The sequence below is a fragment of the Microbacterium sp. 05N427 genome (assembly GCF_056397105.1).
On record NZ_JBFTMT010000025.1, the window covers coordinates 1 to 13,547 of the forward strand.

A 13,547-nucleotide genomic window follows, 5' to 3' on the forward strand; every position below is an offset into this window, starting at 1 on the left:
GCCTCGCGGTGCGCGTCGCCCGGGCCGAGCTCGCCGGCCGCGTCGCGGGGAGAGCGGCAGGGGGAACCCACCCGGCCGAGGTGTCCGATGCCCGGCGCGCGCTGCGCGACGCGGAGACGGGCGCGAAGGCGGCGTCCGCAGCCGTGCGAGCCAGGCGCGCCCAGGTGGAGGCGGCGCGGGCCGATCTGGCCCTGAACGCGGATCCGCAGCGCCGCCCGCTACCGCGTGCGATCGCCGCCCACGATGCCGTCGTCGCGCGCTGGATGGCCTACGAGACGGATCCCGCGAAGCTCATCGCCTACCCGACCATCGGCGACGCCCGTGATCCGTCCACGGCCGCGTTCCTGCTCGCGCTGGACGAGGCCAGGCAGGCCCGCCCCGCCCCGGCCCACCGGATCGCGCCGGCCGAGTTCGGCGCCTACCGCGACGCCGTGACCCGGCTGGAGCGCGCGTTCGACACTGCGGAGCGCGACGCCCACGCCCGTGCCGAGGGCAGGGATCCCGAGCGCGAGCGTGCGACGCGCGGGACGGGCTGGCAGGACACCGCCCAGCAGGTCATCGCGATGTCGGCCGATGCCCTGGACCGCGCGGCCGATGCGGCGGCCTCGGCCATCGCCACATGGAACGCACGTGAGCGCGGCCCGAAGCAGCGCAAGCAGCGCGACTGATCGCACCCGGCAGGAGCCATTCTGCAGGGCGTTCGCACTTCTGCAGGACGCATCGGACGGATCCGTCCTGCAGAGTTGCAAACGTCCTCTGGAACCGGCGACGGCCGAGCCCACCTCACTGGAACCGGCGACGGCCGAGCGCGAACCAGGGCAGCCCGCCGCGTCACGCGGCAGAACGCAGGGCGGCGAGTCCGGCTCCGCCTGCTCCGCGGGAGGAGAAGACGACGGGGCTTCGATGGGGGAGGGGATTCGAAACCCCGCCGCCGATCACAGCGTACGCGCGTCGCGGGTGCCCCGGTGCTCAGAACAGGGGCGCGCCGGTGCTCAGAAGCGGATCTCCGCGATGACCTCGGCGTACTCGGTCTCTCCGACGGGCGTGAAGCCGACCCGCTGGAAGAACGCCTCCGGACCCCCCGTGCCCGCCTCGTAGATCACGTTCAGGTGCTCGAAGCCGCGCGCCCGGGCCTCGGAGATCAGGCTCTCCACGGCGAACCGGCCGACGCCTCGTCCCTGGTCGTCGGCGTCGACGTTGATGCGCCACAGGACGGAGCGGAAATGCTCCTCCGGGGCATCGGGGTCGAAGTTCGCGCTGACGAAGCCGACGACCTCCTCGCCATCCAGCACGACTCGCTGCCAACTGGTCTGCGGGTTCATGACGGTCGCGGCGATGCCGTAGGAGACAGGCGCGAGGTACTGCTCCTGCCCCGGCTTCAGGGAGAGATTGTTGACGGCGACGATCGTCGCCGCGGACAGTTCGACCAGTCGCAGTTCCGTCATGGTCCCCAGGCTAACCCCTGGACGGCGCTCGTGGCGGAGCACGGCGAAACGTGGGGAGAAGTTCACCCGGTCTCGCCTCCGGGTCGCTCCGGAACAGACGCGCGCTCGGGAATCGACGAAGGGCAGGTATCTTGGTATCGAGATAAATCTGCGCGATACCGCGTGCGCATCCACGCGAGGTCGCTGTCTGAAACCCTTCCTGCGTGAAACGGAGACCCCGGTGACCGACGACGCCATCATCTACACCTACACGGACGAGGCGCCGGCGCTGGCCACGGCCTCCCTGCTGCCGATCGTCCAGGCCTACGCCCACCAGGCGGGCGTCGACATCGAGACCCGCGACATCTCGCTCGCCGGCCGGATCCTCGCCGCCTTCCCCGAGCGCCTGAGCGCCGGCCAGGCCGTGGGCGACGCGCTCGCCGAGCTCGGGGGGCTGGCGACCACGCCCGAGGCCAACATCATCAAGCTGCCGAACATCTCGGCGTCCATCCCGCAGCTGAAGGCAGCCGTCGCCGAGCTGCAGCAGAAGGGCTTCGACGTCCCGGACTACCCGGACGATGCGACCACGGTCGAGGAGAAGGACGTCCGCGCCCGCTACGACCGCATCAAGGGATCCGCGGTGAACCCGGTGCTGCGCGAGGGCAACAGCGACCGGCGCGCGCCTCTCGCGGTGAAGAACTACGCGAAGAAGCACCCGCACCGCAACAAGGCGTTCGGCGAGGGCTCGCAGACCCGCGTCGCGACTCTGGGCCACGACGACTTCAAGGCGAACGAGAAGAGCTGGGTCTCGCCGGGCGATGACGTGCTGACGATCCAGCACGTCTCCGCGGACGGTCAGGTCACCGTCCTCAAGGAGAACCTCAAGGTGCTCCCGGGGGAGATCGTCGACGCGACGTTCCTGAACGCCGCCGCCCTCGACGCCTTCCTCGCCGAGACCCTCGCCGAGGCGAAGGCCGAGGACGTGCTGTACTCCGTGCACCTCAAGGCCACGATGATGAAGGTCTCCGACCCGATCATCTTCGGCCACGTCGTGCGCGCCTACTTCGCGGACGTGTTCGCCCAGTACGGCGACAAGCTCGCCGCGGCCGGCCTCACCGCCAACGACGGGCTCGGATCCGTCCTCGCCGGGCTCGCGGATCTGGAGGGCGGGGAGGAGATCGCCGAAGCCTTCTTCCGTGCCATGCAGAACGGCCCGCGTCTCAGCTACGTGAACTCCGACAAGGGCATCACGAACCTGCATGTGCCGAGCGACGTGATCGTCGACGCCTCGATGCCCGCGCTGATCCGCAACGGCGGGAAGCTGTGGGGCAAGGACGGCGGTGAGGACGACACGCTCGCGGTCATCCCCGATTCCTCCTATGCCGGCGTCTACCAGGCCACGATCGAGGACGTCATCGCGAACGGCCCGCTGGATCCCGCCACGATCGGCACCGTGCCGAACGTCGGCCTCATGGCCCAGGCGGCCGAGGAGTACGGCAGCCACGACAAGACCTTCGAGATCGCCGCCGACGGCCGCGTGCAGGTCGCGAACGCGGCCGGCGAGGTCGTGCTCGAGCACGAGGTGCATGCGGGCGACATCTGGCGCGCGACGCAGACCAAGGACGTCCCGGTCCGCGACTGGGTGAAGCTCGCCGTGAGCCGCGCCCGCGCGACGGGCGCCCCGGCCGTCTTCTGGCTCAACCCGGCACGCTCGCACGACGCCGCGCTGATCGCCAAGGTGACCGAGTACCTCAAGGACTACGACACCGACGGCCTCACGATCGAGATCCTCACCCCCGAGGACGCCACCCGCTACTCGCTCGCACGCATGCGCAAGGGTGAGGAGACCATCTCGGTCACGGGCAACGTGCTGCGCGACTACCTCACCGACCTGTTCCCGATCCTCGAGGTCGGCACCAGCGCGAAGATGCTCTCGATCGTGCCCCTGCTGGCCGGAGGAGGGCTCTTCGAGACCGGCGCGGGCGGATCAGCTCCGAAGCACGTGCAGCAGCTCGTCCAGGAGAACTACCTGCGCTGGGACTCGCTGGGCGAGTTCTTCGCCCTGGCCGCGTCGTTCGAGCACTTCGCCGATCGGACCGGCAACGCGAAGGCCGCGGTCCTGGCGAAGACGCTCGACGCGGCGACCGGCACGTTCCTCGAGAACGACCGCTCGCCGGGCCGGGCCCTGGGCACGATCGACAACCGCGGCAGCCACTTCTACCTGGCCCTGTACTGGGCGCAGGAGCTCGCCGCACAGACCGAGGACGCCGCGCTCGCCGCCGCGTTCGCCCCGGTCGCCGCCGCGCTCGCGGCGGACGAGGAGCGCATCGTCTCCGAGCTCACCGCGGTGCAGGGCAAGCCCGCCGAGATCGGCGGCTACTACCGCCCCGACGGCGCTCTCGTGGCCAAGATCATGCGTCCGTCGGCCACGCTGAACGCGGTCATCGACGGCCTGAACTGACCGGATCCACGAAGGGGGCGGGCGCTGCGGCGTCCGCCCCCTTCGTCGTTCCTCCCTGCGCGTGCGCAGACCGCCGGAGCACGCGAAGGGGCCCGCCGCGCGATGCGACGGGCCCCTTCGGAGGCGGGATCGGGATCCGGATCAGTAGTGGACGTTGACCTCGGTGCCCTGCGGAGTCCAGTCGAACAGCCACTGGGCGCGCCACTCCGGCATGCCGACGCAGCCGTGGCTCATCGGGGTGCCCCAGTTGTCGTGCCAGTACACGCCGTGCAGGGCCTCGTCGCCGTTGAAGTACATGACCCACTTCACGTCGGGCTGGTAGTAGAACGGTGCCTTGGTGAGGTCGGTGTTGCCCATGTTCTGGCTGTCGAGCTTCCAGTTCACGGTGAAGGATCCGGTGTGGGTCGCGAAGTCGCCGCGGCCAGAGGAGATCAGCCAGGAGTCGACCACGTTGCCGTTCTCGGTGACCGTCAGCGTCTCGGTGCTGAGGTTCACATCGACCTTGCGCAGCAGCGAGGTCGAGCTGAACGGAGTGTCCTTGACCGGCAGGGTGAAGGTGCCGTTGCCCTTCGAGATCTGCGAGGCGAACGCCGCCGCCGTGCCGGACACGTCGCCGAGCTGTCGGCCCGCGACGCCGGGGGTGATGTCGTCGAGCGCTTCGCCCGACGAGTTCACGACGGTCGTGGCGTTGACCGGTGCGCGGTCGACCTTCGTCGCGAGCGTGTCGACGCTCTTCTGGATGGCCGCCTGATCCGCGGTGATCGTGAGCTTGCCGTTCTCCGGCTTCACGGTGATCCAGCCGGCGGCGGTCGCCGCGTCGACGGGGACCGTGCGCTCCGTGCCGACGTAGAAGCCGATCGTGGAGAGCATGGTGTTGAGCTGAGCGACCGTGGCGGCAGCGGTCTTGTCGCTGATCGCCGGCGCGACCGGTGCGGCCTTCGCCTCGAACGTGAGGGAGTTCTGCCCCTTCTCGGCCGCCGCGGTGATCGCGGTGGTGAGGGCCTTGAGGTCGATACCGGATCCGTCCTTCGCGGGCGTCGCCGCGTAGCCGGTGCCCTGGAACGCGACCGTGGCGTCGGTGGCGTCCTGATAGACGGTGGGGATCTGCGCGCGCAGCGCGTGCTCGGCGGCGCGGTCGTCGAGGGTGATGGTGCCGGCGATCGGGGCCGACATCCAACTGGTGATGTTCCACATCGGATGGTCGGCGAAGGCCTTGTCGGCGAGCTTCGTCGCGTCGATGTGCGCGCCCAGGTCGGATCCGGTGACGTGCGTGCCGCCGCCCTCGCCCGTCAGCGTCACCTGCATGGTGTTGAGGTGGTTGCTGACGGCCTCCGCCGCGGCGCCCGGGGTCATCCCGCCGACCTGCACACCGGCGATCGCGGTGCCGGGGGCGATGAGGATCGTCGATGCGGCGCCGAGTCCCAGCACGAGCACGCCGAGGCCGATGCCCACCCATCTCCCGATGTGGCGCTTCTTGCGCGGAGCGTCCTCGGCGGGCGCCCACTCCACGTGACGGTCGCCTGCGCCGTCCCCGGTCGCGGCCTCTGCGGTCGCGTCCGTGCCGTCGACGATCGAGTTCTCCTCTGTTGGAGCCCCCGCTGCCGTTGCCAGATCCGTCACGTGCACACCCCCCTTGCCCTTGAGCGTTGTCAGTCTTTCAAGGATACGGGATGCCATATCACAAAACGGCAACGGAAGCACATGGGCAGGCGCAGGTGCGTCGGATCGGGGCCGGGAGGACCTGCTGTCGGGCGCCGCGCGCGGGAAACATGCGGAGGCGCGGCCCGGATCCGGTAACGTTTGGGTAAACCCGAGTCCCGCCGCGCGCGACCGGGCTTGATTTTCACTCTGTTCGTAAGGTGTACTAACAAACATGGCCCCACGGATGAGCGGCATCGCCCGATGAATGCGGAGAGCGGCGACTCCAGCCCGCACCGCTTCGGGTCGGCGCGCAAGCTGCGCACGAGCACCAAGGTGCTCCCGGAGCACGCGCGCGGGCACAATCGCGCCCTGGTGCTGCAGACGCTCTACCACGCCGGTGCGATGAGCCGTGCCGACCTCTCCCGGGAGACCGGCCTCACCCGCGTGACGATCTCGRACCTCGTCAGCGAGTTCATCCATGACGGCATCGTCGTCGAGAAGGGCATCCGCGAGACGACCGGTCCGGGCAAGCCGCCCATCCTCATCGACATCGATCGCGAGGGTCATCGCATCGTGGGCCTGGACCTCTCCGGCCCCGGCGCGTTCGAGGGCGCGCTCATCAGCCTGGACGGCGTGGTGCTCGAGCGCCGCGAGGTGCCGCGCCCGAACGGCGGCACGGCCGCCTATGAGGCGGTGCGCTCTCTCGCGGAGGAGCTCGTCGAGCTGTCCACCGCCCCGGTGCTCGGCATCGGGGTCGGCGCACCGGGCATCGTCCGCCCCGACGGGGTGGTGCTGAACTCGCCCAACCTGGACTGGGTCGACTTCCCCCTGGAGCGCCTGCTCAGCGCGGCCCTCGACCTTCCTGTGCTGGTGCGCAACGATGCGAACGCCGCGGTTCTCGCCGAGTACACCTTCGGTCAGGCGCGCGCCGACATGCTGCTGATCAAGATCGGCCGCGGCGTGGGCGCGGGACTCATCTCCGACAGCCAGCCTCTCGTGGGCAGCCGCTTCGCGGCCGGCGAGATCGGCCACGTCKTCGTAGGAACCGACGGCGGGCCGCGCTGCGCGTGCGGCAAGGACGGCTGCCTCGAGGCCTGGCTGAGCGCATCGCGGCTGCGAGCGCGGATCGCCGAGGACCCGGCATCCGAGGAGCAGGTTCTGCGCGAGGCCGGAACCCGGCTCGGCGTCGCCATCGCTCCGATCGTCGCCGCGCTCGACCTCTCCGAGATCGTGCTGTCCGGTCCTGCCGACCTGCTCGCCGGAACGCTGATCGACGCGGCGACCCGTACTCTCACCGAGCGCACCCTGGAGGGCGTGTTCGACGACGTCGCCATCCGGCTGACCGCCCAGGACGACATCGTGCTGCGGGGAGCCGCGGTCATGGTCCTGTCCGGCCAGCTGGGCGTCTCGTGAGCGGGATCCGCGTCGGTCTGGATGTCGGCGGAACCAAGATCGACGCGCTCGCGCTCGCCGCGGACGGGGCGATCCTCGCCCGCACGCGCATCCCCACGGGATGGGGCGACCACGCGGTCGTGACCGCCGTGCACGACGCGGTCGAGGCGCTCGCCGGCGAGGGAGGATTCCCCGTCGCGGACGTGGAATCCGTCGGCATCGGCATCCCCGGCCTCATCGACGCCGATGCCGGGCGCGTGCTGCACGCGGTGAACCTCGGGGTGACCGAGCTCGACCTCGCAGACGCCGTGCGCGTGCGGCTGCCCGTGCCCGTCTCCGTGGAGAACGATGTGAAGGCCGCGGCCCTCGGCGCCGGATCCCTGCGCGGGGACGCGCATTCGATGGCCTATCTGAACCTGGGCACCGGAGTGGCCGCGGGGATCGTGATCGACGGCGCGCTGTGGCGCGGCGCCCACGGCACGGCCGGCGAGGTCGGACATCTCTCGGTCGACCCCCGCGGGCGGGTGTGCGGCTGCGGGCAGCGCGGCTGCATCGAGACCTTCTGCGGCGGAGGCGCCGTCAGCAAGGCCTGGGGGCGCGGTGGGGAACTGCCCCTCCGCGACGTCTTCGATCTCGCGGAGCGCGGCGACGCCTTCGCGCTCGAGCTGCGCGCGGGCGTGGCCTTCGGGGCGGCGTCCGCGGTGCGCAGCCTGGTGCTGAGCGCCGACGTCGAGACGGTCGTGATCGGCGGCGGCGTGACCGCCCTCGGCGACCGCCTCCTCGATGACATCGTGCGCCGGCTGCGCCAGGAGGGCAGGGAGTCGCCGTTCATCGGCTCGTTGCATCTTGATGAGAGGATCGAACTGCTGCCGGCAGGATCCCCGGCGGCAGCGCTCGGCGCCGCCCTGGTGGGAGCCGCGCGGCTGCCCGCCGAGCTCGTCTGATCGCTGCGCCGCGTCGAACCCGCATCTTCACATCCACGTCACCGACACTCACGAGGGAACATCCATGGCTGAAGTCGTCATCGTCGAGAACTCCACCGCCGCCGGCGAACTGGTCGCCGCGGAGATCGCCCGCCTCATCGGCCGGCGCTCCGACGCCGTCCTCGGGCTCGCGACCGGATCCACCCCGCTGCCGGTCTACTCGGCCCTGCGCGCGCAGCTCGGCGGCGTGGACGTGTCGCACGTGCGCGGCTTCGCTCTGGACGAGTACGTCGGCATCGACCCCTCGCACCCGGAGAGCTACCGCTCCGTGATCACCCGCGAGGTCGTCGAGCCCTTGGGGCTGACGCCGGCTCTCGTGCACGTGCCGGACGGATCCGAGGACGGCATCGAGCACGCGGGCGCGGAGTACGACGCGAAGATCCGCGCGGCGGGCGGGGTGGATCTGCAGCTGCTCGGCATCGGCACCGATGGTCACATCGGCTTCAACGAGCCGGGAAGCTCGTTCGCGTCCCGCACCAGGGTGAAGACGCTCACGAAGCAGACCCGCGAAGACAACGCGCGCTTCTTCGACGCGCTCGACCAGGTGCCGCGGCACTGCATCACCCAGGGCCTCGGCACGATCCTGGAGGCTCGCCACCTCGTCCTGCTCGCCTACGGCGAGGGTAAGGCCCAGGCCATCGCGGACGCCGTCGAGGGCCCGCTCTCGGCCTTCCTGCCGGCCTCGGCGATCCAGCTGCACCCGCACGCCACGGTCGTCGTGGATGAGGCGGCCGCGTCCGAGCTCAAGCTCGCGGATTACTACCGCTACACGTTCGCCAACAAGCCGGCCTGGCAGGGGATCTGATCGCAGCCCGGCCCGCTGGGGTCGTTGAGAGAGCCGCAGCTGAGGCGTCCTTCGTCTCGTCGCTGCGCTCCTCGCTCAGGAACCGTTCCGTCGCCGGTTCCTGAGCGAGCGCAGCGAGACGAAGGATGAGCTCCTCGCTCATTTGCCGGTTCCTGAGCGAGCGCAGCGAGACGAAGGATGCTCAGCGGGCCAGGTCCGGCCACGCCAGGGGGAGCAGGTGCTCCTCGCTGAGCGGGGCGAGCGGCAGCGATTCGGCGTCGGCGGGGGTGATCCAGCGCAGCTCGGCGAGTTCGGCCTGCACCTGCACGTCGGCAGGCTCCGCGGTCGTGGCGAACGCGGTCGCGACGACGCGGTGACCTGGCTCGTTCGCGGCTGCGGAGACGAAGACGCCGAGCGGGCGCAGGGCGTCCTCGTCGATGTGCAGTCCGAGCTCCTCATACAGCTCGCGGGCGAGGGTCTGCGCGGCGGTCTCGCCGGCTTCTGGCTTGCCGCCGGGCTGCATGAACCGTTCTGTGCCCTGCTTGCGCACCACCAGCACGCGTCCCGCGGCATCCGTGATGATGGCGGCCGAGACGTGGATATCAGGCATGGGGCTCCTCTGCGTGGTCCGGCGCTGCGGCGTCGGGTTCGGTGGCGCGGGAGGCGAAGACCCTGCCCGGTGCGAGTATTCCCGCCGGATCGAACGCCCGCACGATGTCGTGCTGCAGCTGCCACTGGTCCTCACCGAGCTCTTCGGCGAGCCAGCGGCTCTTCAGCGTTCCGATGCCGTGCTCGCCCGTGAGTGTGCCGCCCAGGCGCAATGCGGCGCGGAACAGATCGTCGGCCGCCTGCCAGATGCGCGGGGGGATCTCGGGGGTCTGAACGATGAAGTTCGGGTGCAGATTGCCGTCTCCGGCGTGCGCGACCGTGGGGATCTCGATCCCGTACTCCTGCTCGATGCGCGCGATCTCGTCGAACATCGCCGGCAGCGCGCTGCGCGGCACCGAGACGTCCTCGATGAGGGTCRTGCCCAGCGCGGCCATGGCGGCGTGCATCGACCGGCGGATCCGCAGGAGCTCCTCGCCGCGTGCGGGATCGTCGGTCACGGTCACCGTGCCGCCGGCCTCGCGCAGCACGGCCGCGATCTGCTCCGCCTCGACCGCGGCCGAGCTGCCGTCGGTCTGGATCGTCAGCTGGGCCACGCCCTCGGCCGGCGCGTCCAGATCGAGCAGTGCATGCACCGCGGCGAGGCAGCGTGCGTCCATGAGCTCCATGATCGCGGGCTCCGCCCCCGAGGCCGTGACAGCCGCGGATCCGCGAGCCGCGTCGCGCACCGCGGGGAAGGTCGCGACGATCGTGCACGGGGCGCCGGGAACGATGCGGCGCAGCTTCAGGGTGGCGCCGACGATCACGCCGAGCCGGCCCTCGGATCCGATCACGAGGGAGGTGAGGTCGAGGCCCGTCACGCCCTTCACGCTGCGGTGTCCCAGGTGCAGCAGCCGACCGTCGGCGAGCACGAGATCGATCGCCAGTACGGCATCGCGGACCACGCCGTACTTCGCGCACAGCAGGCCGCCCGCGCCGGTGGCGATGTTGCCGCCGATCGTCGAGATGTCGCGGCTCGCGGGATCCGGCGGCCACCAGAGCCCGTGCTCGGCGAGGATCGCATCGAGTTCGGCGTTCAGGATCCCGGGCTCCACCACGGCGAGGAGGTCGTCGGGGCGGACCTCCCGCACCCGCCGCATCCGCAGCGTGGACAGCACGATCTCTCCGGCGCCCGCGATCGCGGCGCCCGCGAGTCCGGTGCCCGCACCGCGCACCACGACGGGCGTGCGGGTCTCCTGCGCGATGCGCAGGGCGGTCTGCACATCCGAGGTGGATTCGGCGTGCACGACGGCGAGGGGCGCCGCCGGGGACGCGTGACCCGACCGGTCGGCGCGGGCGGCCTCGAGGGCGGCGTCCGTGGTGTCGACGCGGTCGCCCAGCGCGCTGCGGAGCCGATCCAGCACGGCGGCGCTCATCCCGGCCTCAGGACAGGGAGCGGCGGCCGGCCATGAGCCCGGTCGCGATCGCGACGACGGCGAACCCGAGGCCGATCCAGGCCTGCCCCATGGTCCACCAGGCGACGGTCACGGCCGCGTAGAGGAGCAGCTCGACCGCGGCGCGTACGAACGGGTGCACCACCAGCACGGGCCGCGGCGAGAGGAACAGGGCCCACAGCAGCAGCGTGACCACCGGAGCGCCGATCGCGGCGACGAGGTTCCACGGGAGCGTCCACACGGCCAGGCCCCACAGCAGGAGCGATGCGAGCGCCGCGACCAGGACGATCACGCGGACGATGTCGAGCGCGGTGGCGCGGGGGAGCACACCCTGTTGCAGGGGGAGCGACGGGGTCGCTCCGGGATTCTGGGCGGGGGTGTCGGCGGACATGCCGACAATTCTACGCGCCGGGAGCGGGGGCGACGGCGGGCTCCGCCGGGGTGCTCGCCGGAGCAGCGGTCTCAGGAGCAGTGGTGGCAGGCTCGGCGGGCGCCGGCGCGGGCTCGACCGGCGCGGGCTCGACCGGAGCCGGGGTGGGCGCGGCGGGCTCGACGGGAGCCGGGGAAGGCTCGGTGGGTGCCGGGGTGGTCGTCGCGGCATCCGCTCCAGAGGTGTCGGCAGGCGTCGTCGCGGGTGCAGGGGGCGGTGTGGTCGCCGGAGTCGGCGGAGGGGTCGGCGCCGGCTCGGTGACGGGCTCCCCGGGAATGGGCTCCGACGGGTGGAGCCAGCAATGCGGCCAGCTCACCGGAGCAAGCCTGCCGAGATCGAACACGGCGGATCCCCCGGTCTTGTCGCCGAGGACGTAGGTGAAAGTGACCTGCGTGCCGCCATTGACCTGGGCGTAGGTGGGGAAGAGCACGACGCGACCCTTGCCGGACGCGTCGAGCGTGGCGTCGCCGGCCGAGGACCCTTCGAGCGAGGGCCGCACCTTCGCAAGGGGAACGCCAGAGACGTCGATCGTCACCTGCACCCGGTCCTCGAGCACGGGAGGGAGGACTCCGCAGACGAGAGCAGCTGTGTCGAGGACGGGCGCTGTGGCGGGCGGAGTTGACGGGTCGGTTCCGGGGTCGGTGCCCGGATCCGTGCCGGGGTCGGTTCCCGGATCCGTGCCGGGGTCGGTTCCCGGATCCGTGCCTGGATCGGTGCCCGGATCCGTGCCGGGGTCGGTTCCCGGATCCGTACCCGGCTTGCCCGGCTCCACGGGGACRACCGGCGCGACCGGAGCGGGTTCGCTCGCGGGCTCGTTCTTCGGGACCTCGACCGGGACGCTCACGATCGGCTTCGGCTTCTCCGGCAACGGAGCGGGATCGGGGGCCGGAGCGGGCGCCGGTGCGGTGACCGGCACATTCGCGGGAGGCGACATCTGCGCGACGATGCCGGATTCGCTCTGATCAGCGGCGGAGGGGGCCGAGGTGGATGCGGGGTTCGCCGTGAATCCTGGCACCACGGCCGCTGCGACGATCGCGCCGGCGATCACCAGCGCCGCCGTGCCTGCGCCGACCAGGGCGCCGAAGCCGGCGACGACCCCTCCGGCCGAGCCTCCGGAACCGGCGGATCCCGCAGCACCAGCGGCGCTCGTCGCACCGTGGCCGGCGATGCCGGCCGCACCGACGCCGGCCGAACCGGCCACGACGGCGCCCTGCACGACGCTCGAGGGCATCGCCGCGAGGGCGACGACCGGGGCGGCCCCGCTCTGCAGCATTGCGAGGTAGGCGCCGGAACCGCCGATGCCGAGCACCAGGGGCAGCAGGACGAAGGCCAGGCGGTGCGAGACCTCCTTGGCCTCCGCCGCGACGATCAGGCAGCGCGCGCACTCGCCGAGATGGTTCTCGAGCTTGGCGCGGTCGCGCACCCCGAGGTTGCCGCGCGAATACGCGCCGAGACGTTCGATGGTCCATTCGCAGACGGATCCGGCCTCGGCAGTGCTCAGGTGCGCCTGGATCCAGGCCTCTCGCAGACCTTCGCGCGCGCGGAAGGCGAGCTGAGCCGTGGCGCCCGCGCTCATGCCCAGCAGCGGCGCGATCTCGGCGGGCTTCATCTGCTCGATCTCGGAGTACCAGAGCACCTCCTGCCAGCGCGAGGGGAGGCTGCGGAAGGCCTGCGCGGAGAGGCTGCGGTCGAGTGCGTCGTTCGCGGCCTGGTCGGTCGAGGCGGGGTCGGCGACCGTGTCGAGCTCGTCGATCGGGGCCTCGCGGCGTGCGCGCCCCCAACCGGCCGCGGTGTTGCGGATGCTGGTGAACAGGTAGGCGCGGAAGGAACCGGTCGGTCCGCCGCCCTTCTGGATGGCCTGGTAGATCCGGGCGAACGCCTCCTGCACGAGATCGTCCGCGTCGAACGCGCTCGTGATCGACCGTGCCACCGTGATGCCCGATGCATAATGCCGACGCCACAGCTCGGCATAGGCGCCTGCGTCGCCCGAGCGGGTGCGCAGCACGAGGTCGACGTCGCTCCGCGCCGATTCGGGCGCGGCATCGCTCGGGGAAATGGTGTGGTCGGTCATCTCTCGGTTCTCAGGTCGGAAGCGTTCTCATCAGAAGAGACGCAAGCCCCTGGTTCTCATCACGCGGGAATCTCCATTCTTCACCCTCAGGGGGGGAATGCGCCAGGGCGCGAACGAAATCACCGGCAGTCGCGAGGGGCTGCACGCGTCGGACTCGGTCCCGAGGCGCGTGAGACAGCGTCTCAAAACTTTTCTGAAGAAATCTTGCGAACTCGCGTAATGGATCCTGAACCCCGCCATCTATCCAGTCAGAGACAGTCTGCGTAGGCCACCGGGGGGCGGCGAGCACAGGCTCCGGCGGATGGGGATCCGCCGGCGGGGT

The 13,547-nt window shown here is 71.1% G+C and carries 11 protein-coding genes; 5 read left to right on the forward strand and 6 right to left on the reverse strand.

Going from position 1 to position 13,547, the window contains the following annotated elements; genetic code table 11:
• Window positions 1–668: hypothetical protein (locus AC1DG4_RS18175; protein ID WP_477421397.1), on the forward strand; the 668-nt coding region annotated here is incomplete at its 5' end.
• 324 nt (window positions 669–992) lie between these two features.
• Here AC1DG4_RS18175 and AC1DG4_RS18180 read toward each other — a convergent pair.
• A complete protein-coding gene (locus AC1DG4_RS18180) occupies window positions 993–1,445 on the reverse strand; it encodes a GNAT family N-acetyltransferase (RefSeq protein ID WP_477380023.1) in 453 nt (150 codons plus the stop codon).
• 220 nt (window positions 1,446–1,665) lie between these two features.
• Here AC1DG4_RS18180 and AC1DG4_RS18185 point away from each other — a divergent pair, with 220 nt between their 5' ends.
• Window positions 1,666–3,885, forward strand: a complete 2,220-nt coding sequence (locus AC1DG4_RS18185) for an NADP-dependent isocitrate dehydrogenase (protein WP_477380021.1) — start codon at window positions 1,666–1,668, stop codon at window positions 3,883–3,885.
• 141 nt (window positions 3,886–4,026) lie between these two features.
• Here the strand turns inward: AC1DG4_RS18185 and AC1DG4_RS18190 are convergent, their stop codons facing one another.
• Window positions 4,027–5,505, reverse strand: coding sequence for a L,D-transpeptidase family protein (locus AC1DG4_RS18190; protein ID WP_477380019.1), 1,479 nt, complete (start codon window positions 5,503–5,505; stop codon window positions 4,027–4,029).
• A gap of 282 nt (window positions 5,506–5,787) precedes the next feature.
• Between AC1DG4_RS18190 and AC1DG4_RS18195 the strand changes: the two genes are divergently transcribed.
• From AC1DG4_RS18195 to nagB, 3 genes are all read left to right on the forward strand, one after another.
• Window positions 5,788–6,939: an ROK family protein gene (locus AC1DG4_RS18195; protein WP_477421398.1), complete on the forward strand. Its 1,152-nt coding sequence runs from the start codon at window positions 5,788–5,790 to the stop codon at window positions 6,937–6,939.
• Window positions 6,940–6,944: 5 nt separating this feature from the next.
• On the forward strand, window positions 6,945–7,862 hold the full coding sequence (locus AC1DG4_RS18200) for an ROK family protein (RefSeq protein ID WP_477380411.1): 918 nt from the start codon (window positions 6,945–6,947) through the stop codon (window positions 7,860–7,862).
• 64 nt (window positions 7,863–7,926) lie between these two features.
• Entirely contained in the window at window positions 7,927–8,706 is a 780-nt protein-coding gene (gene nagB, locus AC1DG4_RS18205; RefSeq protein WP_477380015.1) for a glucosamine-6-phosphate deaminase, read from the forward strand.
• Between the two features lie 181 nt (window positions 8,707–8,887).
• Here nagB and AC1DG4_RS18210 read toward each other — a convergent pair whose 3' ends face one another.
• The 4 genes from AC1DG4_RS18210 to AC1DG4_RS18225 are packed head-to-tail and all read right to left on the reverse strand — an operon-like array spanning window position 8,888 to window position 13,225.
• Window positions 8,888–9,295, reverse strand: a complete 408-nt coding sequence (locus AC1DG4_RS18210) for an NUDIX hydrolase (protein WP_477380013.1) — start codon at window positions 9,293–9,295, stop codon at window positions 8,888–8,890.
• The gene (locus AC1DG4_RS18215) at window positions 9,288–10,706 is read right to left on the reverse strand and encodes an FAD-binding oxidoreductase (RefSeq protein ID WP_477421399.1); all 1,419 of its coding nucleotides are present in this window, start codon (window positions 10,704–10,706) and stop codon (window positions 9,288–9,290) included. Before AC1DG4_RS18215 ends, AC1DG4_RS18210 begins: the two co-directional genes overlap by 8 nt.
• Window positions 10,707–10,713: 7 nt before the next feature.
• Window positions 10,714–11,115 (reverse strand): YrdB family protein, encoded by a 402-nt coding sequence (locus tag AC1DG4_RS18220; protein ID WP_477380009.1) that lies wholly within the window; start codon window positions 11,113–11,115, stop codon window positions 10,714–10,716.
• Window positions 11,116–11,125: 10 nt separating this feature from the next.
• Window positions 11,126–13,225 carry a sigma-70 family RNA polymerase sigma factor gene (locus AC1DG4_RS18225; protein ID WP_477380007.1) on the reverse strand — a complete coding sequence of 700 codons (2,100 nt, stop codon included), beginning with the start codon at window positions 13,223–13,225 and terminating at the stop codon, window positions 11,126–11,128.
• Between the last annotated feature and the right edge of the window lie 322 nt (window positions 13,226–13,547).

Excerpts from the sequence above, each read along its gene's own strand:
- AC1DG4_RS18180 (WP_477380023.1), bottom strand. The coding sequence starts at position 1,445 with ATGACGGAACTGCGACTGGTCGAACTGTCCGCGGCGACGATCGTCGCC.
- nagB (WP_477380015.1), top strand. The coding sequence starts at position 7,927 with ATGGCTGAAGTCGTCATCGTCGAGAACTCCACCGCCGCCGGCGAACTG.
- AC1DG4_RS18210 (WP_477380013.1), bottom strand. The coding sequence starts at position 9,295 with ATGCCTGATATCCACGTCTCGGCCGCCATCATCACGGATGCCGCGGGA.
- AC1DG4_RS18220 (WP_477380009.1), bottom strand. The coding sequence starts at position 11,115 with ATGTCCGCCGACACCCCCGCCCAGAATCCCGGAGCGACCCCGTCGCTC.